Source organism: Streptomyces lunalinharesii (assembly GCF_039532155.1).
Taxonomy (GTDB): domain Bacteria; phylum Actinomycetota; class Actinomycetes; order Streptomycetales; family Streptomycetaceae; genus Streptomyces; species Streptomyces lunalinharesii.
This window is the reverse complement of sequence record NZ_BAAARK010000014.1, coordinates 156,747-174,343: the sequence shown is the minus strand read 5'-3', so window position 1 is coordinate 174,343 and position 17,597 is coordinate 156,747. Positions and strand designations below refer to the sequence as shown.

At 74.3% G+C, this 17,597-nt stretch carries 13 protein-coding genes; 3 read left to right on the top strand and 10 right to left on the bottom strand.

Annotation, left to right across the window (positions count from 1 at the left end; all coding sequences use genetic code 11):
- Positions 1-19: 19 nt before the first annotated feature.
- The 5 genes from ABD385_RS22155 to ABD385_RS22135 all read right to left on the bottom strand — a co-directional run bounded on the left by ABD385_RS22155 (position 20) and on the right by ABD385_RS22135 (position 6,584).
- Positions 20-2,149 carry a 3-hydroxyacyl-CoA dehydrogenase NAD-binding domain-containing protein gene (locus ABD385_RS22155; protein ID WP_344578832.1) on the bottom strand — a complete coding sequence of 710 codons (2,130 nt, stop codon included), beginning with the start codon at positions 2,147-2,149 and terminating at the stop codon, positions 20-22.
- On the bottom strand, positions 2,146-3,366 hold the full coding sequence (locus ABD385_RS22150) for a thiolase family protein (protein ID WP_344578829.1): 1,221 nt from the start codon (positions 3,364-3,366) through the stop codon (positions 2,146-2,148). The genes ABD385_RS22155 and ABD385_RS22150 overlap by 4 nt, the downstream gene beginning before the upstream one ends.
- A 269-nt stretch (positions 3,367-3,635) precedes the next feature.
- Complete coding sequence (locus tag ABD385_RS22145) at positions 3,636-4,910, bottom strand: HRDC domain-containing protein (RefSeq protein ID WP_344578826.1); 1,275 nt, start codon at positions 4,908-4,910, stop codon at positions 3,636-3,638.
- 80 nt (positions 4,911-4,990) lie between these two features.
- Positions 4,991-5,653, bottom strand: a complete 663-nt coding sequence (locus tag ABD385_RS22140; protein ID WP_016573641.1) for a response regulator transcription factor — start codon at positions 5,651-5,653, stop codon at positions 4,991-4,993.
- Between the two features lie 274 nt (positions 5,654-5,927).
- Positions 5,928-6,584 carry a DUF3000 domain-containing protein gene (locus ABD385_RS22135; protein ID WP_344578821.1) on the bottom strand — a complete coding sequence of 219 codons (657 nt, stop codon included), beginning with the start codon at positions 6,582-6,584 and terminating at the stop codon, positions 5,928-5,930.
- A 102-nt stretch (positions 6,585-6,686) separates the two neighbouring features.
- On the opposite strand from ABD385_RS22135, the gene hemE reads away from it, so the two are divergent.
- Positions 6,687-7,754 (top strand): uroporphyrinogen decarboxylase, encoded by a 1,068-nt coding sequence (gene hemE, locus ABD385_RS22130; RefSeq protein ID WP_344578820.1) that lies wholly within the window; start codon positions 6,687-6,689, stop codon positions 7,752-7,754.
- Positions 7,755-7,817: 63 nt separating this feature from the next.
- Here the strand turns inward: hemE and ABD385_RS22125 are convergent, their stop codons facing one another.
- The 4 genes from ABD385_RS22125 to ABD385_RS22110 form a co-directional block, all read right to left on the bottom strand.
- Entirely contained in the window at positions 7,818-9,218 is a 1,401-nt protein-coding gene (locus ABD385_RS22125; protein ID WP_344578819.1) for an FAD-dependent oxidoreductase, read from the bottom strand.
- Between the two features lie 131 nt (positions 9,219-9,349).
- Entirely contained in the window at positions 9,350-10,807 is a 1,458-nt protein-coding gene (locus tag ABD385_RS22120) for an aldehyde dehydrogenase family protein (RefSeq protein WP_344578816.1), read from the bottom strand.
- A gap of 113 nt (positions 10,808-10,920) precedes the next feature.
- A complete protein-coding gene (locus tag ABD385_RS22115; RefSeq protein ID WP_344578815.1) occupies positions 10,921-12,129 on the bottom strand; it encodes a thiolase family protein in 1,209 nt (402 codons plus the stop codon).
- Positions 12,130-12,247: 118 nt separating this feature from the next.
- Entirely contained in the window at positions 12,248-13,315 is a 1,068-nt protein-coding gene (locus tag ABD385_RS22110; RefSeq protein ID WP_344578812.1) for a DUF4349 domain-containing protein, read from the bottom strand.
- 169 nt (positions 13,316-13,484) lie between these two features.
- Here ABD385_RS22110 and hemG point away from each other — a divergent pair, with 169 nt between their 5' ends.
- Both hemG and hemQ read left to right on the top strand, forming a co-directional pair.
- Positions 13,485-15,029, top strand: coding sequence for a protoporphyrinogen oxidase (gene hemG, locus ABD385_RS22105; protein ID WP_425585452.1), 1,545 nt, complete (start codon positions 13,485-13,487; stop codon positions 15,027-15,029).
- A gap of 2 nt (positions 15,030-15,031) precedes the next feature.
- Positions 15,032-15,769, top strand: coding sequence for a hydrogen peroxide-dependent heme synthase (hemQ, locus tag ABD385_RS22100; RefSeq protein WP_344578808.1), 738 nt, complete (start codon positions 15,032-15,034; stop codon positions 15,767-15,769).
- Positions 15,770-15,851: 82 nt separating this feature from the next.
- On the opposite strand, the gene ABD385_RS22095 is transcribed toward hemQ, so the two are convergent.
- Positions 15,852-17,561 (bottom strand): alpha/beta hydrolase, encoded by a 1,710-nt coding sequence (locus ABD385_RS22095; protein ID WP_344578804.1) that lies wholly within the window; start codon positions 17,559-17,561, stop codon positions 15,852-15,854.
- Positions 17,562-17,597: the final 36 nt, after the last annotated feature.

The window sequence follows — 17,597 nt, the reverse complement described above, 5'->3', positions numbered from 1 at the left end:
GAACGCCCCTCGGGGCCGCTTAGGCGGGCACGCTCGCCACACCCGGGGCCAGGAACTTCTTCCCGGTCACCCGCTCGGAGACGCCCTCACGGTCCAGGTACGGCGTGATGCCGCCCAGGTGGAAGGGCCAGCCGGCACCGGTGATCAGGCACAGGTCGATGTCCTGCGCCTCGGCCACCACGTCCTCGTCCAGCATCAGGCCGATCTCCTGCGCGACGGCGTCCAGCACCCGGTCGCGGACCTGCTGCTCGGTCAGCACCGCGTCGCCCTGCTTCAGCAGCGCGGCGACCTCCGGGTCCAGCTCCGGCTTGCCGCTGTCGTAGACGTAGAAGCCGCGCTTGCCGGCCTCGACGACCGCCTTGAGGTTGGGGGAGACCGTGAAGCGGTCCGGGAAGGCGCCGTGCAGCGTCTCGGAGACGTGCAGGCCGATCGCCGGGCCGACCAGCTCCAGCAGGACCAGCGGCGACATCGGCAGGCCGAGCGGCTCGACCGCCTGCTCGGCGACGGCGACCGGGGTGCCCTCGTCGATGACGTTCTGGATCTCGCCCATGAAGCGGGTCAGGATGCGGTTGACGACGAACGCCGGGGCGTCCTTCACCAACACGGCCGTCTTCTTCAGCGACTTGGCGACCGCGAAGGCGGTGGCCAGCGACGCGTCGTCGGTCTGCTCGGCGCGGACGATCTCCAGCAGCGGCAGGATCGCGACCGGGTTGAAGAAGTGGAAGCCCACGACCCGCTCGGGGTGCTTGAGCTTCGAGGCCATCTCGGTGACCGAGAGGGACGAGGTGTTGGTGGCGAGCACGGCGTGCGCCGGCACCACGGCCTCGACCTCGGCGAACACCTGCTGCTTGACGCCCATCTCCTCGAAGACGGCCTCGATGACGAAGTCCGCGTCGCCGAACGCGGCGGCCTTGTCGAGGTGGCCGGAGACCAGGCCCTTGAGGCGGTTGGCCTTGTCCTGGTTGACGCGGCCCTTGAGCAGCAGCTTGTCGATCTCACCGTGGACGTACGCCACGCCCTTGTCGATCCGGGCCTGGTCGATGTCGGTGAGGACGACCGGGACCTCCAGGCGGCGGGCGAACAGCAGCGCCAGCTGAGAGGCCATCAGGCCGGCGCCGACGACACCCACCTTGGTGACCGGACGGGCCAGCGACTTGTCCGGCGCGCCGGCGGGCCGCTTGGCGCGCTTCTGCACCAGGTTGAACGCGTAGATGCCGGAGCGCAGTTCGCCGCCCATGATCAGGTCGGCGAGCGCCTGGTCCTCGGCGTCGAAGCCCTGCCGCAGGTCGCCGTTCTTGGCGGCGGCGATGATCTCCAGCGCGCGGTAGGCGGCCGGGGCCGCGCCGTGCACCTTGCCGTCGGCGATGGCCTTGCCGCGCGCCACGGCGGCGTCCCACGCCTCGCCGCGGTCGACCTCGGCCCGTACGACCTCGGTGTCGCCCGTCAGCACCGCAGCGGTCCAGAGCAGCGACTGCTCCAGGAAGTCCGCACCCTCGAAGAGCGCGTCCGCGATGCCGAGCTCGAAGACCTGCTCGCCCTTGAGCTGCTTGTTCTGGTTGAGCGAGTTCTCGATGATCACGCTCACCGCGCGGTCGGCGCCGATGAGGTTCGGCAGCAGCGCGCAGCCGCCCCAGCCGGGGACCAGGCCGAGGAAGACCTCGGGCAGCGAGAAGGCCGGCAGCGCCTTGGAGACGGTGCGGTAGGTGCAGTGCAGACCGACCTCGACACCGCCGCCCATCGCGGCGCCGTTGTAGTACGCGAAGGTCGGCACGGCCAGCGTGGACAGCCGCTTGAAGACGTCGTGGCCGCCCTTGCCGATGGCCAGCGCGTCCTCGTGCCGGCCCAGCAGCTCGACGCCCTTGAGATCGGCGCCGACGGCGAAGATGAACGGCTTGCCGGTGAGGCCGACGCCGACGACGGAGCCGTCCGCGGCCTCCTGCTCGACCTGGTCGATCGCGGCGTTGAGATTCGCCAGCGACTGCGGACCGAAGGTGGTCGGCTTGGTGTGGTCCAGGCCGTTGTCCAGCGTGATGAGCGCGAACCGGCCCGCGCCCTTGGGCAGGTCGAGGTGGCGCACGTGCGCCTGGGTCACGACCTCGTCCGGGAACAGCTCGGCCGCGCCCTTCAACAGCTCAGCGGTGGTGCTCACTTGCCTGCCCCCTTGTGGTGCGGGTTCTCCCAGATAACGGTGCCGCCCATGCCGAAGCCGACGCACATGGTGGTGATGCCGTAGCGGACCTCCGGCTGCTCCTCGAACTGCCGCGCCAGCTGCGTCATCAGACGCACGCCGGAGGACGCCAGCGGGTGGCCGTAGGCGATCGCGCCGCCGTACTGGTTGACCCGCGGGTCGTCGTCGGCGATGCCGTAGTGGTCGAGCAGCGAGAGCACCTGGACGGCGAATGCCTCGTTGATCTCGAACAGGCCGATGTCATCGATCGTCAGACCGGCCTTGGCCAGCGCCTTCTGGGTCGCGGGGACCGGACCGATGCCCATGACCTCGGGCTCGACGCCGGCGAAGGCGTAGTCCACCAGGCGCATCTTGACCGGCAGGTCCAGCTCGCGGGCCACGTCCTCGGCGGCGATCAGCGAGGCGGTGGCGCCGTCGTTGAGGCCGGCGGCGTTGCCCGCGGTCACCCGGCCGTGCGGGCGGAACGGGGTCTTCAGACCCGTCAGGTTGTCCAGCGTGGTGCCCGGGCGCATCGGCTCGTCGGCGGTGGCCAGGCCCCAGCCGAGCTCGCCGCCCTCGGGGGAGGTGCGGCGCACCGAGATCGGCACCAGGTCCTGCTGGATCTTGCCGTTGGCGTACGCCTTGGCGGCCTTCTCCTGGCTGCGCACCGCGTACTCGTCGGCGCGCTGCTTGGTGAGGTGCGGCAGCCGGTCGTGGAGGTTCTCCGCCGTCATGCCCATGAAGAGCGCCGACTGGTCGACCAGCTTCTCCGACACGAAGCGCGGGTTGGGGTCGACGCCCTCGCCCATCGGGTGCCGACCCATGTGCTCGACGCCGCCGGCCACGGCGAGGTCGTACGCACCCAGGGCCACCCCGCCGGCGACGCTGGTCACCGCGGTCATCGCACCGGCGCACATGCGGTCGACGGAGAAGCCGGGCACCGACTGCGGCAGCCCCGCCAGGATGGCGGCGGTGCGGCCCAGGGTCAGGCCCTGGTCGCCGATCTGGGTGGTGGCGGCGAGGGCGACCTCGTCGATCCGGGCCGGGTCCAGGTCCGGGTTGCGGCGCAGCAGCTCCCGGATGCACTTGACGACCAGGTCGTCGGCGCGGGTCTCGTGGTAGATGCCCTTCGGGCCCGCCTTGCCGAACGGGGTGCGGACGCCGTCGACGAAGACGACGTCCCTAGCGGTACGAGGCACGTTGGCTCTCCTCCAGGTGCGGGATGGCACTGCTGCACGCGCGCCCCGGAGGACGCGTCACACGCCCATGCTACTTACGGGTAACCAAGCTGCACACCCCCCTCGCCCGGAGCGGCGAACGTCACACCGCCCGGTGGCCGGAACCCGTCGGGCAGCGGGCGCGCCCGACGCCCCGGAGCGCGGCGCCGTGCCGGGCGCCGACGCCGACGGCCCCGGCCGCGCGGTGGAGGCGCGGCCGGGGCCGTCGGGGGTGGCGGACCGGGGTCCGGTCAGGAGTCGTTGGTCTGCAGGGCCTCGGCCAGGAGCGGGGAGACCAGCTCGATCTGCCAGGGACGGGCGCCGTGTCCGGCGAGGACCTCGGCGACCGTCTCCGGGGTCGGACCGGTCGGCGGCTCCCAGCACACCCGGCGCACCGTGTCCGGGGTGATGAGGTTCTCCTGCGGGAGGTTCAGCTGCTCGGCGAGCGTGGTCACCGCCGCGCGGGCGGCCGACAGCCGGGCCGCCGCGGCCGGGTCCTTGTCGGCCCACGAACGGGGCGGCGGCGGGCCGTTCAGCGGCTGGCCGGGCTGCGGCAGCTCGCTGTCGGGCAGCGCCCGGGCGCGGTCGACGGCGGTCTGCCACTGCTCCAGCTGTCGCCGGCCCATCCGGTGCCCGAAGCCGGCCAGCGCGGCCAGCGCATGGGCGTTGGGCGGGAGTTGGAGCGCCGCCTCGATGATCGCGGCGTCGCCGAGCACCTTGCCGGGCGAGACGTCGCGCCGCTGGGCGACCTGGTCGCGCAGCGTCCACAGCTCCCGCACGACCGCCATCTGCCGGCGCCGGCGCACCTTGTGCATTCCGGAGGTCCGCCGCCAGGGGTCCTTGCGGGGCGGTGCCGGCGGTGCGGCGGCGATGGCCGCGAACTCCTGCCGGGCCCACTCCAGCTTGCCCTGCCGGTCCAGCTCCTCCTCCAGCGCGTCGCGTAGGTCCACCAGCAGCTCGACGTCGAGCGCGGCGTAGCGCAGCCACGGGTCGGGCAGCGGGCGGGTGGACCAGTCGACGGCCGAGTGCCCCTTCTCCAGGGCGTAGCCGAGGACGTTCTCGACCATGGCGCCGAGGCCGACCCGGGCGAAGCCGGCCAGCCGCCCGGCCAACTCGGTGTCGAACAGCTTGGTGGGGAGCATCCCTATGTCGCGCAGGCACGGGAGGTCCTGTGTCGCGGCGTGCAGCACCCACTCGGTGTCGCAGATCACGTCCCCCAGTGCGGCGAGGCTGGGGCAGCCGACCGGGTCGATCAACACGCTGCCGGCGCCTTCGCGGCGCAGCTGGACGAGGTAGGCGCGCTGGCCGTAGCGGTAGCCCGAGGCGCGCTCGGCGTCCACCGCGACCGGGCCGCGGCCCGCCGCGAACGCGGCGACGACCTCGGCGAGCGCCTCACCGGTGGCGGTCACCGGGGGGATGCCCTCGCGGGGTTCCAGTAGGGGTACCGGCGCCGGTCGGGAATCCGGAGGCGATTCTCCGGGTGCTCGCAGTGTCGTGTCTGCTGCGGTCTTTTGGGCGTCGGTCACCAGTCAAGGGTATCTGTGGATGCGCGTCGCCCGTCGGGGGAATGTTCCCTCGACGGGCGGGACGGGTCGGAAAGTGGAGGTCAGTGGATGATTCCGGTGCGCAGGGCGACCGCCACCATCCCGGCCCGGTCGCCGGTGCCGAGCTTGCGCGCGATCCGGGCGAGGTGGCTCTTCACGGTCAGCGCCGACAGTCCCATCGAGACGCCGATGGCCTTGTTGGACTGGCCCTCCGCCACCAGCCGCAAGACCTCCACCTCGCGTCCGGACAGTTCGCGGTAGCCGCCGGGGTGGCCCGGGGCGCCCGGCGGGCGGCGCTGCATGCGGGCCGCGTTGGCGCCGATCGGCGCGGCGCCCGGCCGGCCCGGCAGGCCCAGGTTGGTGCGGGTGCCGGTGACGACGTAGCCCTTGACGCCACCGGCGAGGGCGTTGCGGACGGCGCCGATGTCGTCGGCGGCGGAGAGGGCGAGGCCGTTGGGCCAGCCGGCGGCCCGGGTCTCGGACAGCAGGGTGAGGCCGGAACCGTCCGGCAGGTGGACGTCGGCCACGCAGATGTCGCGTGGGTTGCCGACGCGGGGACGGGCCTCCGCGATGGACGACGCCTCGATCACGTCCCGCACACCGAGGGCCCATAGATGACGGGTGACGGTGGAGCGGACGCGGGGGTCGGCCACGACGACCATGGCGGTCGGCTTGTTCGGGCGGTAGGCGACCAGGCTCGAAGGCTGCTCAAGGAGAACTGACACCGGGCCTCCTGGGGAAGGGCGGGGACGGAAGCCGGCTGGGGAAAGCCGGAATGATCCGTGTTTGAAGGGTCACTGACCTCTTCGGCAGCAATCCGGCAGGACTTTAGAGTTTGATCACGATTTAGTTAGGGGCAATTCGGGCAAATCGGACGCGTGAGCGATCAAGGTGAGCACGGAGTGCACATCGAGGTGATCACAGGCGTACGGAAACGGCGAGGTGCCGCGTACCCGGACGTTCCGGACCCGCGGCACCTCGCCGTCTGGTGTCTGCCCCTCAGCGGGCCTGTGGACCGCGGCGCTGCGGCAGCGCCACCACCCCGCCGCGCGGCGCCGGGTCGAGCGGGGCCGGCGGCAGCCCCGCCACCTGGCACAGCAGGTCGCACCACGCCGAGAGGTGCGCCGCCAGGTCCGGCACTCCGCCGGGCCCTTCGGCCGGCGTCCACGACGCCCGGATCTCGATCTGGGTCGCCGGCTCGCGCGCCGCGAGCCCGCCGAAGTAGTGGGACCCGGCCCGGGTGACCGTCCCGCTGGGCGCGCCGTAGTGCACCCCGCGCGCCTCCAGGGCACCCGTCAGCCACGACCACGACACCTCGGGCAGCAGCGGGTCGGCGCCCATCTCCGGCTCCAGTTCCGCGCGGGCCAGCGTCACCACCCGGAACGTGCCCTGCCAGGTCTCGTCGCCGGCCGGCTGGTGCAGCACCACCAACCGGCCGTCCGCCAGGTCCCGGTCCTCGCCGTCCGGCCCCGCCCCGCGCTCGACCACCGCCGCCTCCAGCGCGTAGGCGTACGGGGCGAGGCGTTTCGGGGCGGGTGTCGGGTCGGTCTCGATCTCCGGCCGCAGCCGTGCCGCGCGGAGCGCCTCGACCGCCTGACGGAAGGGGATCGGGGTCTCGTCCGCGCTGTCCGCGAGGTGTTCGTGAGCCGCAGCCATGCCCGGAAGAGTAGGCGGAAGACGGCGCTCGCATGTGGAGGACACCCAATGAGCGCGTCGCCCATTCGGAGGTGCCGCGGGCCGCGTGCGAAGATTTGCCGCGTGAGCGCCAACGATGCCCTTACGGGCCAGCAGCAGTCCGCGACGTACGACTCGGCCTTCCTCAAGGCGTGCCGGCGCGAGCCGGTGCCGCACACGCCGGTGTGGTTCATGCGCCAGGCGGGGCGTTCGCTCCCGGAGTACCGCAAGGTCCGCGAGGGCATCGCGATGCTCGACTCCTGCATGCGGCCCGAGCTGGTCACCGAGATCACGCTCCAGCCGGTGCGCCGGCACGGCGTGGACGCGGCGATCTACTTCAGCGACATCGTCGTCCCGCTGAAGGCCATCGGCGTCGACCTCGACATCAAGCCCGGCATCGGCCCGGTCGTCGAGAACCCCATCCGCAGCCGCGCCGACCTGGAGCGGCTGCGCCTGCTGGAGCCCACCGACGTCTCCTACGTCACCGAGGCCATCGGCCTGCTCACCCGCGAGCTGGGCGCCACCCCGCTCATCGGCTTCGCCGGCGCCCCCTTCACGCTCGCCAGCTACCTCGTCGAGGGCGGCCCGTCCCGCAACCACGAGCACACCAAGGCCCTGATGTACGGCGACCCGCAGCTGTGGGCCGACCTGCTCGACCGGCTCGCGGACATCACCGCCGCCTTCCTCAAGGTCCAGATCGAGGCCGGCGCCAGCGCCGTCCAGCTCTTCGACTCCTGGGTCGGCGCGCTCTCCCCGGCCGACTACCGACGCGCGGTCATGCCGGCCTCCGCCAAGGTCTTCGACGCGGTCGCCTCCTACGGCGTCCCGCGGATCCACTTCGGCGTCGGCACCGGCGAACTCCTCGGCCTGATGGGCGAGGTCGGCGCGGACGTGGTCGGCGTCGACTGGCGGATCCCGCTGGACGAGGCGGCCCGCCGGGTCGGCCCCGGCAAGGCGCTCCAGGGCAACATCGACCCGGCCGTGCTCTTCGCCCCCCGCGAGGCCGTCGAGACCAAGGCCCGCGAGGTGCTCGACGCCGCGGCCGGCCTGCCCGGCCACGTCTTCAACCTCGGCCACGGCGTGCTGCCCGACACCGACCCCGAGTCGCTCACCCGCCTCGTCGAGTACGTCCACGAGCAGACCGCGCGCTGACCGGACGCGAGGAGGAGGGGTCCGGCCCCCACGGGTCGGACCCCTCCTCCCGTTTCCCGCTCCTCAGCGCCGTGTCGGGCCCGCGGTCGCCCGCACCGCCGCGTCCGCCTTGCGGGCCGCCACCAGGACCGGGTCCCAGACCGGTGAGAACGGCGGGGCGTACCCCAGGTCCAGGGCGGTCATCTGCTCCACCGTCATCCCCGCGGTGAGCGCCACCGCGGCGACGTCCACCCGCTTGCCCGCGCCCTCCCGGCCGACGATCTGCACCCCCAGCAGCCGGCCCGTGCGGTGTTCGGCGAGCATCTTCACGTGCATCGGGCGGGCGCCGGGGTAGTAGCCGGCGCGGCTGGTCGACTCGATGGTGACGGTCACGAACCGCAGCCCCGCCGCCCGGGCCTGGCGCTCCAGCAGCCCGGTGCGGGCGATCTCCAGGTCGCAGACCTTGCTGACGGCCGTGCCGACGACGCCCGGGAACGTCGCGTAGCCGCCCGCCACGTTGGCGCCGATCACCTGACCGTGCTTGTTGGCGTGGGTGCCCAGGGCGACGTGCCGGTGCTCCCCGGTGATCAGGTCGCGCACCTCGACGCAGTCCCCGCCCGCCCAGACGTCCTCCCGGCCGGCCACCCGCAGCGCCAGGTCGGTGCGCAGGCCCCCGGACGCGCCGAGCGGCAGTCCGGCCGCCTCGGCCAGGGCGGTCTCCGGGCGGACGCCCAGCCCCAGCACGACCACGTCCGCCGGGTACGCGGCGTCCTCGGTGACCACCGCGCGGGCCCGGCCCTCCGCCCCGCCGGTCAGCACCTCGGTGACCCGCGCCCCGGTCACCACCTCGACGCCCATCGCGCACATCGCGGTGCGCACCAGCGCCCCCATGTCGGGGTCGAGGGTGGACATCGGTTGGGCGCTCTGCTCCAGGACCGTCACCTCGAAGCCGCGGTGGATCAGCGCCTCGGCCATCTCCACGCCGATGTAGCCGGCGCCGATGACCACCGCCCGCCGGCCCGGTGCGCCCTTCAGCCCGTGCAGCAGCACCTGGCCGTCGTCCAGGGTCTGCACCCCGAACACGCCCGGCGCGTCGATCCCCGGCAGCGGCGGGCGCAGCGGGCGCGCCCCGGTCGCCACCACCAGCTTGTCGAAGCCGGTCCACGCCTGGCGGCCGCCGTCCGCCAGGTCCCGGGTGCGCACCCGGGAGCGGTCCAGGTCGATCTCGGTGACCTCGGTGCGCAGCCGCAGGTCGATGTCCCGGGCCCGGTGCTCCTCGGGCGTCCGGGCGATCAGCGCGTCCGGACCGGCCACCTCGCCGCCCACCCAGTACGGGATGCCGCAGGCGGAGTACGAGGTGAAGTGGCCGCGTTCGAAGGCCGTGATGGCCAGTTCGTCCGGCCCCTTGTGCCGACGGGCCTGGGACGCGGCGGCCATGCCCGCCGCGTCCCCGCCGATGACCACCAGCCGTTCCGGCGCCGTCATCGCCGTGTCCTTTCGTCGAGTGCGCGGGGTCCCAGGGGTGCGCGTCCCCCGGTCGCCGCTCAGGTCTGCCCGGTTCTGACCGTTTCGATGCGTCGGCTGGGGCAGGTGGGAACGGTGGGGGGCGGGTGGGATCAGAAGGGGTAGGCGGCCGGGGTGGCGCGCACCGTCGTCCAGCGGGTCTCGGTGAACGCGTCGAGGTTGGCCTCGCCGCCGAAGCGGGAACCCGTCCCGGAGTCGGCCAGTCCGCCGAACGCGGCCACCGGCTCGTCGTTGACGGTCTGGTCGTTGACGTGCAGCAGGCCGGTGGGGATCCGCTCGGCCAGCTCCAGCGCCCGGGCCGCGTCGCGGGTGACGATGCCCAGCGCCAGCCCGTAGGAGGACTCGTTGGCCAGCGCCACCGCCTCGTCCGGGGTGCGGAAGGCGCGGACCGGGGCCACCGGGCCGAACACCTCTTGCCCGTACGCGGGGCAGGCGCCCACCGAGCCCGGTCCGGTGGCGTCCGGGTCCGCGTCGGCGAGGACGGTCGGCCGGTAGAACAGCTCCCGGTGGGTGCCGCCCGCGGCGATCCGCACGCCCGCCGCGGCGCTCTCCCGCACCAACGCGTCGATCTTGTCGAGCTGGCCGCGGTCGATGACCGGACCGAGGTGGACCTGCTCGCGGAACGGGTCCCCGACGGCCAGGGCGTCCGCCTTCGCCGCCAGCCGCGCCACGTACTCGTCGTAGAGCGAGGCGTGGACCAGGTGCCGGCCCGCCGTCATGCACACCTGGCCCTGGTGGAAGAAGGACGCCCAGGCGGCGGTGGACATCGCGGCGTCCAGATCGGCGTCTTCGAGGACCAGGAAGGCGCTGTTGCCGCCCAGTTCGAGATGGGCCCGCTTGAGGTGCTGCGCGGCCAGCGCGCCGACGCTGCGGCCGGCCGCGGTCGAGCCGGTGAAGGAGACCACCCGCACCCGGGGGTCCTCGACCAGCGCCCGGCCGGCGTCCGCGGCCCCGGGCAGGACGTGCAGCAGCCCCGCCGGCAGACCGGCCTCGGCGAAGACCGCGGCGAGGACGTGCCCGCCGCACACCGCGGTCCGCGGGTCCGGCTTGAGGACCACGGCGTTGCCGAGTGCCAGGGCCGGTGCGACGGACCGGATCGCCAACACCAGCGGGACGTTGAACGGCGCGATCACGCCGACCACACCGGCCGGCACCCGGGTGGTGTACGACAGCCGCGGCGCTCCCGAGGGCAGCACCTGGCCGAGCGGGCGGTGGGCGAGCGCGGCGGCCTCGTAGCACTCCTCGGCGGCGGTGCGGATCTCGAACTCGGCCTTGCCGCGGATGCTGCCGGCCTCCCGCACGAGCCACTCGCCGATCTCCGCGGCGTGCTGGTGGAGGAGGTCGCCGGCCCGGCGCAGCACCGCGGCGCGTTCCGGGTACGGGCGGCGCGCCCAGTCCCGTTGCGCCGCGGCGGCCTCGGCGGCGGCCGCCGCGACGTCGGTCGGCGCGGCCAGCGTCAGCGTCGCCAGCCCCTCGCCCGTCGCCGGCTCCACCGCCTCGACCGAACCGCCGTGCAGGGAGCGCCAGTCCTGGGGATCGAGCAGGGCCATCGCGCCAACCTCCGGAAGAGCGAAGACAGTTGATTGGTCGAGGAGTGTGCCCCATGGTGCCGGCGCGTGCGGCCCGGACGGTGATTCCGCCACGGAGGACCGTCAGGAGTGCCCTAGCGCTCCAGCACCATCGCCAATCCCTGCCCCACGCCGATGCAGAGCGCCGCCAGTCCGGTGCCCGAGCCGCGTGCGGCGAGCTGGTGGGCCACCGCGCCGGCCAGCCGGGCGCCGGACGCCCCCAGCGGGTGGCCGATGGCGATGGCGCCGCCGCGCGGATTGACGAGGGTGGGGTCGAGTTCCGGCCACTGGTCGACGCAGCCCAGCGCCTGGGCCGCGAACGCCTCGTTCAGCTCGCAGACCGCCAGGTCACCGAAGTCCCGCCCGGCCCGTGCCAGCGCCCGCCGGACCGCCTCGACCGGGCCGAGCCCGAACAGCTGCGGCTCGATGCCGGTCACCGCGCTCGCCCGGATGCGGGCCAGCGGCTCCCGCCCGGTGGCCCGCAGGCCCTCCTCGCCGACCAGCAGCAGCGCGGCCGCGCCGTCGCTCAGCGGCGAGGAGTTCCCGGCGGTGACGGTGCCCCCTTCGGAGCGGAAGACCGGCGTCAGCTTGGAGAGCGCCTCCAGGGAGGAGTTCTCCCGCACCGTCTCGTCACGGGCGAGGTCGACGCCCGGCAGCGGGACGACCTCCGCGTCGTAGCCGCCGGCCGCCCACGCCCGGGCCGCCTTCTGGTGGCTGGCCAGCGCGAACACGTCCTGCTGCTCGCGGGTGATGCCGTGCCGGTCGGCGATCAGCTCGGCGCCCTCGCCCAGCGACACCGTCCACTGCGGAGCCATCCGCGGATTGACCATCCGCCAGCCCAGCGTCGAGGAGAACATCTCCTGGTGCCCCGGGGGGAAGGCCCGGTCCGGCTTGCGCAGCACGTACGGCGCCCGGCTCATCGACTCGACGCCGCCGGCCACCGCGATCTCCGCGTCGCCGTGCGCGATGGCCCGGGCCGCCTGGATGACCGCCTCCAACCCGGATCCGCACAGGCGGTTGACGGTCACCCCGGGGACGCTGACCGGCAGCCCCGCCAACAGCACCGCCATCCGTGCCACGTTGCGGTTGTCCTCGCCCGCGCCGTTGGCGTCGCCGAAGTAGACGTCGTCGATCCGCGCCGGATCCAGCTCCGGGGTCCGGTCCACCAGGGCGCGCAGCACGTGGGCGGCCAGGTCGTCGGGGCGCACCGAGGCCAGCGCGCCGCCGTATTTGCCGACCGGTGTCCGCACCGCGTCGACGAGGTAGACGTCCCGCACGGCGTCCCGTACCTGTGGCTCGGTCATCAGGCTGTGTCCTCGCTGTCTTCGCTGTCTTCGCTGTCCTCGAAGTACCGGCGCGGCGACCGGGCGGTACGAAGATCGCCATCTGCCGTCCCGAGTCTTTGCCCGGTACCGCCCGGTGTCAACGGGGCGGCCGGCCAGCTTCACCGGACACGCCGGGCGCCTTGGGCGCATCGGGTGCGGTCGGGGCCGCGGGCGCCTCCTCCGCGGGCGCCCCCTCCGCGGCCGTCTCCGTGGTGGCCGGCCCGGCGTCGGCCACCACGGAGACGGCCGGCCCGGCGGGGCCGGTGTCCGCCGCGCCGTCCGCACCGGGTGCCGCGGTGCGCCGGCCGCCGGACCGCCGCGCCGGCAGCCGCCCGCGGACCGCCCGCCACAGCCCGTACAGGGCCGCCGCGGCGGCCGCGAACGGCACGGCCGCGGCGAGCGCCACCAGCACCCAGCGCGCCGCCGCCGTGAAGGCCCGCCAGGCGTCCGACAGCGCGTCCTTGAAGGTGCCGTCGCCCGGCGTCGGGTCGGCCACGGCGCCGGGCGATCGCAGCAGCAGCGTGACGGTGGCCGAGCCGGTGCGGTCCTTGAGGGACGTCTGCCGGGCCTCCAGGGACTCCAAGTCGGCCTCCCGGACGCTCAGTTGGGACTCCAGCGCGGTGATGTCGCCGATCGAGGAGGCCCGGTCCATCAGGGCCCGGAGCCGCGCGACGCTCGCCCGCTGGGACATCACCCGGCTGTCGACGTCCACCACCTGGTCGGTGACGTCCTGGGCGGAGACCTCGCGGGAGAGCACCTCGCCCAGCCCGGACAGCCGGGCCAGCAGCGCGTCGTAGTGCTCCGGCGGAACCCGCAGCACGACCTTCGAACGGTCCCGGCCGTCCGGGTCCCGGTCGGTGGTCTCGTCGGCCGGGTAGCCGCCCGCGTCCGCGACGGCGCCGCGCGCCCGAACGAGCGCCCCGGGCACGTCCGCGGTCCGCACGGTCAGCGTCGCCGTCCGGACGACCTGCGTCCGCGCCGTCCTCAGCGCGGTGCCGGGGGCGGTGGCCGCGCCCGGCGCCCGGGCCGACGAACCCCCCTGGACGCCGGACGGCTGCCGGGGCGCCGTCGCGCCCGCCCCGGACCGCTGCGCCGTGCCCACGGTGGAGCGGGTCCCGTCGGCCGCTCCGCATCCGGCGGTCGCCAGTGCCACCGTCAGCAGCACTGCCGCCCCGGCCCCCCGCCGCCCTCGCGCTCCCCACTCCACCGGCCGTTCCCCTTCCGCTTCGCGCGTGTTCGGCCGCCGGGCCGCGCGGCGTCCGGGCGGCCCGGTCCGTGGCCGGAACGTGACGCCGGTTCGACGTGACGCCCCGGGCGGGGGTTGCCGTGCGGAGGTGTCGAAGGGGTCACGGTCCGGGACCCGGACGGGACCGGGAACCCGGCGCCGGGCGGCCCGCACCGGCTCTGAGAGAGTGGGCGGCATGAGCACAGCGCACAGCGGTACGGGCCGGGCGCCCGGTCATGTCGTGGTCATCGGCGGCGGCATCGCGGGGCTGGCCGCCGCCCACCGACTGCTGGCGGGCGGGGCCCGGGTGACCCTGCTGGAGGCGTCGGAACGCCTGGGCGGCAAGCTGCTGGCCGGCGAGATCGCGGGCGTACCGGTCGATCTCGGCGCCGAATCGATGCTGGCCAGGCGGCCGGAGGCGGTGGAACTGGCGCGGGCCGTGGGCCTGGGCGACCGGCTCCAGCCGCCCGGCACCGCCACCGCCTCGCTGTGGACCCGCGGCGCACTGCGCCCGATGCCCAAGGGGCACGTGATGGGCGTCCCCGGCGACCTCGGCCCGCTCGCCGCCTCCGGCGTGCTCTCCCCCGAGGGCCTGGCACGGATCGAAGCGGACCGGACGCTGCCGACCACCGAGATCGGCACCGACGTCGGCGTCGGTGAGTACGTCGCGGCCCGGCTCGGCCGGGAGGTCGTCGACCGGCTCGTCGAGCCGCTGCTCGGCGGGGTCTACGCGGGCGACGCGTACCGCATCTCGATGCGCGCCGCGGTCCCGCAGCTGTTCGAAGCGGCGCGCCGCGGCGGTTCGCTGATCGAGGGCGTCCGCGGTCTCCAGGACCGTGCGCAGGCCGCCGTCCCCGAGGGGATGGCCGCGAGCGGCCCGGTCTTCATGGGCATCGCCGGCGGCATCGGGACGCTGCCGGGCGCGGTCGCCGCGGCGGTGCGCCGCGCCGGCGGCGAGATCCTGCTGCGCACGCCGGTGCGCGCACTGCACTGGACCGCCGTCGACGGCTGGCGCGTCGAGGCCGGGGAGCGCACGCTCACCGCCGACGCGGTGGTCCTGGCCGCTCCCGCGGCGGCCGCCGAACGGCTGCTGCGCGTCGGTTGCCCGGCCGCCGCCGACGAGCTGTCCGCCGTCGAGTACGCCTCGATGGCGCTGGTCACCATGGCCTTCCGGCGCGCCGACATGGCCACCGTGCCCGCCGGCAGCGGCTTCCTGGTGCCGCCGGTCGACGGCCACCGGATCAAGGCGTCGACGTTCGCCAGCCACAAGTGGAACTGGATCGCCGACGCCGACCCGGACCTCTTCGTGCTGCGCACCTCCCTCGGCCGCCACGGCGACGAGGCCGACCTGGGGCGCGACGACGACGCGCTGGTCGGCCTCTCCCTGGCGGACCTCGGCGAGGCGGTCGGGCTGGCCGCCCGGCCGGTGGCGTCCGCGGTCACCCGCTGGGACGGCGGGCTGCCGCAGTACGCCGTCGGCCACGTGGACCGCACGGCCCGCATCCGGGCCGCGGTCGCCGGCCTGCCGGGCCCGTTGCGGGTCTGCGGCGCGCTCTACGACGGCGTCGGCATTCCCGCGTGCATCGGCTCCGCCGGCCGGGCCGCCGACGAGATCCTTCGGACCCTGGCGGCGGGCGCCGCCGGCGGCGAGTGAGAATGGACGACATGACAGACGCTTCCACCCCCGACTCCGCCAAGATTCCCCACGCCGGCAAGAAGGCCAAGGACCTCAACGAGGTCATCCGCTACACCCTCTGGTCGGTCTTCAAGCTGCGCGACGTCCTGCCCGAGGACCGGTCCGGCTACGCCGACGAGGTCGAGGAGCTGTTCGCGCAACTCGCCGCCGAGGACGTGGTGGTCCGCGGCACCTACGACCTCTCCGGCCTGCGCGCCGACGCCGACGTGATGATCTGGTGGCACTCGGAGAACTCCGACGACCTCCAGGAGGCGTACAACCGCTTCCGCCGCACCCGCCTGGGCCGCGCGCTGGAGCCCGTCTGGTCGAACATGGCGCTGCACCGCCCCGCCGAGTTCAACAAGTCGCACATCCCGGCCTTCCTGGCCGACGAGCACGCCCGCGACTACGTGAGCGTCTACCCGTTCGTGCGCTCCTACGACTGGTACCTCCTCCCCGACGAGGACCGCCGTCGGATGCTCGCCGACCACGGCAAGATGGCCCGCGGCTTCCCCGACGTCCGGGCCAACACCGTCGCGTCGTTCTCGCTCGGCGACTACGAGTGGATCCTCGCCTTCGAGGCCGACGAACTGCACCGCATCGTGGACCTGATGCGGCACCTGCGCGCCTCCGAGGCGCGGCGCCACGTCCGCGAGGAGATCCCCTTCTACACCGGTCGCCGCAAGGCGGTCGCCGAACTGGTCGCCGGCCTGGCCTGACCGGCCGGCGCCCCGGCGCACGCACGGACGGGCCGCCCCGCAGGGACGGCCCGTCGGTCGTGGACGGTCGGGGACGGGGCGGCTAGCGCCCCTTCGCCGTCGGGATCAGCGACGGCCGGGCCCGCCGCAGCGGCTGCCCCGGCACCGGCTCGGGCCGCGGAGCGCAGTACACCCGGTGCCCGGGGACCTTCCCGCGCAGCAGGTACGCCTCGACGTGGGCGTTCACGCAGGCGTTGTCGCCGAGCGCGACGCCGTGGGTGCCCGCGCCCCGCTCGGTGACCAGGGACGAGCCGGGCAGCCGGCGCTGGAGTTCCAGCGCGCCCGGGTACGGCGTGGCCGCGTCCCGTTCGGCGGCCAGCAGCAGCACCGGCGGCAGCGCGCCGGGCTCGGTGCGGATGTTGAGCGGGCCGCGCTGACCGCGCAGGGCGTCGTCCAACTCGGTGGCGGCGGCGTTGCCGTAGGCGTCGGCCAGCTCGCCGCCGTTCGAGGTGCCCTTGGCCGCCCGGTCGGTGGCCGTGCGCAGTGCTTCCTCGGCGCCGTCCGCCGCCGACTCCCGGCGGTCCGGCCAGAAGGCGCACGGCAGGTTCATCCAGACGTTGTCCCAGGTCTCGAACGGCGCGGTGCGGGCGAGGGAGGTGTTGTCCCGGTCCCAGGTGCGCCAGTCGCGCGGCCAGGCCGCGTCGTTGCACTCGACGGCGGTGTAGACGGCGTTGGCGTTCTCGTCGTCCTTGCCGTCGCCGGTGGGCGTCGCCTGGGAGGCCAACGGCTTGGCGTCGCCGTGCAGGTACTTCGACAGCGCGTCCGCGCGCATCGACCAGAACGCGTCGTTGTAGCCGGTCTTGAGGAACGCCGCCTGCAACTGCGCCGGCCCGATCTTCCCGTTCAACGGGGTGCGCCGCAGCCGCGCCAGGGCGGTGTCGTAGGAGTGCTGCACGGCCTCCTTGTGGGTGCCCAGGTGGTAGGTGTCGTGGTGCTTGGCGACCCAGCGCAGCCAGTCGTTCCAGCGGCGTTCGAAGGCGAGGCTCTGGTCGAGGTTGTTGCGGTACCAGATCTGCCGGGGCTCCGGGTTGACCACGCTGTCGAAGATCATCCGACGGACGTGGCCGGGGAACAGCGTCGCGTAGACCGCTCCGAAGTACGTCCCGTAGGACGCGCCCATGAACGTCAGCTTCTTCTCGCCGAGCGCCGCCCGCAGCATGTCCAGGTCTCGGGCGTTGTTGATCGAGTTGTAGAACGGCAGGTCGGCGCCGGCCCGTTGGGCGCAGCCGCGGGCGTACGCCCTGGCCTCCGCGACCTTCTGCCGCTTGAAGGCGTCGCTGGGGTAGCGCGGACTGTCCGTGGGGGCTTTGGCGAACTCCTGCGGGTCCTGGCAGGACAGCGGGGCGCTGCGCCCCACCCCGCGCGGTGCGTAGCCGACGAAGTCGTAGGCGCGGGCGGTGCGCTGCCAGTGCGGCAGCGCACCGTAGAGCGGGAACTGCATGCTGGACGCGCCGGGTCCGCCGGGGTTGAAGACCAGGGCGCCCTGCCGCGCCCCCGGCTCGGTGGCGCGGGCCCGGCTGACGGTCAGTTTGATCTTCTTGCCGTTGGGGCGCGCGTAGTCGAGCGGGACGGTGAGGGTGCCGCACTCGACGGTGGGCGGGAGGTGCTCCGCGGCCGCGCACCGGCCGAAGGTGAGGGGGTGGACGGGGGCGGGCGGCGCGGCCGGGTCGCGGGCGGCGCCGCCGGCCGGTGGGGAGGCGAGGCCGGTCAGGACCAGCGACCCGAGGGCGCCGTACAACGCAAGTGCTCTCACGAGCCGTCCCTTCGTATGGTGCGCGGTGCGCGGTGC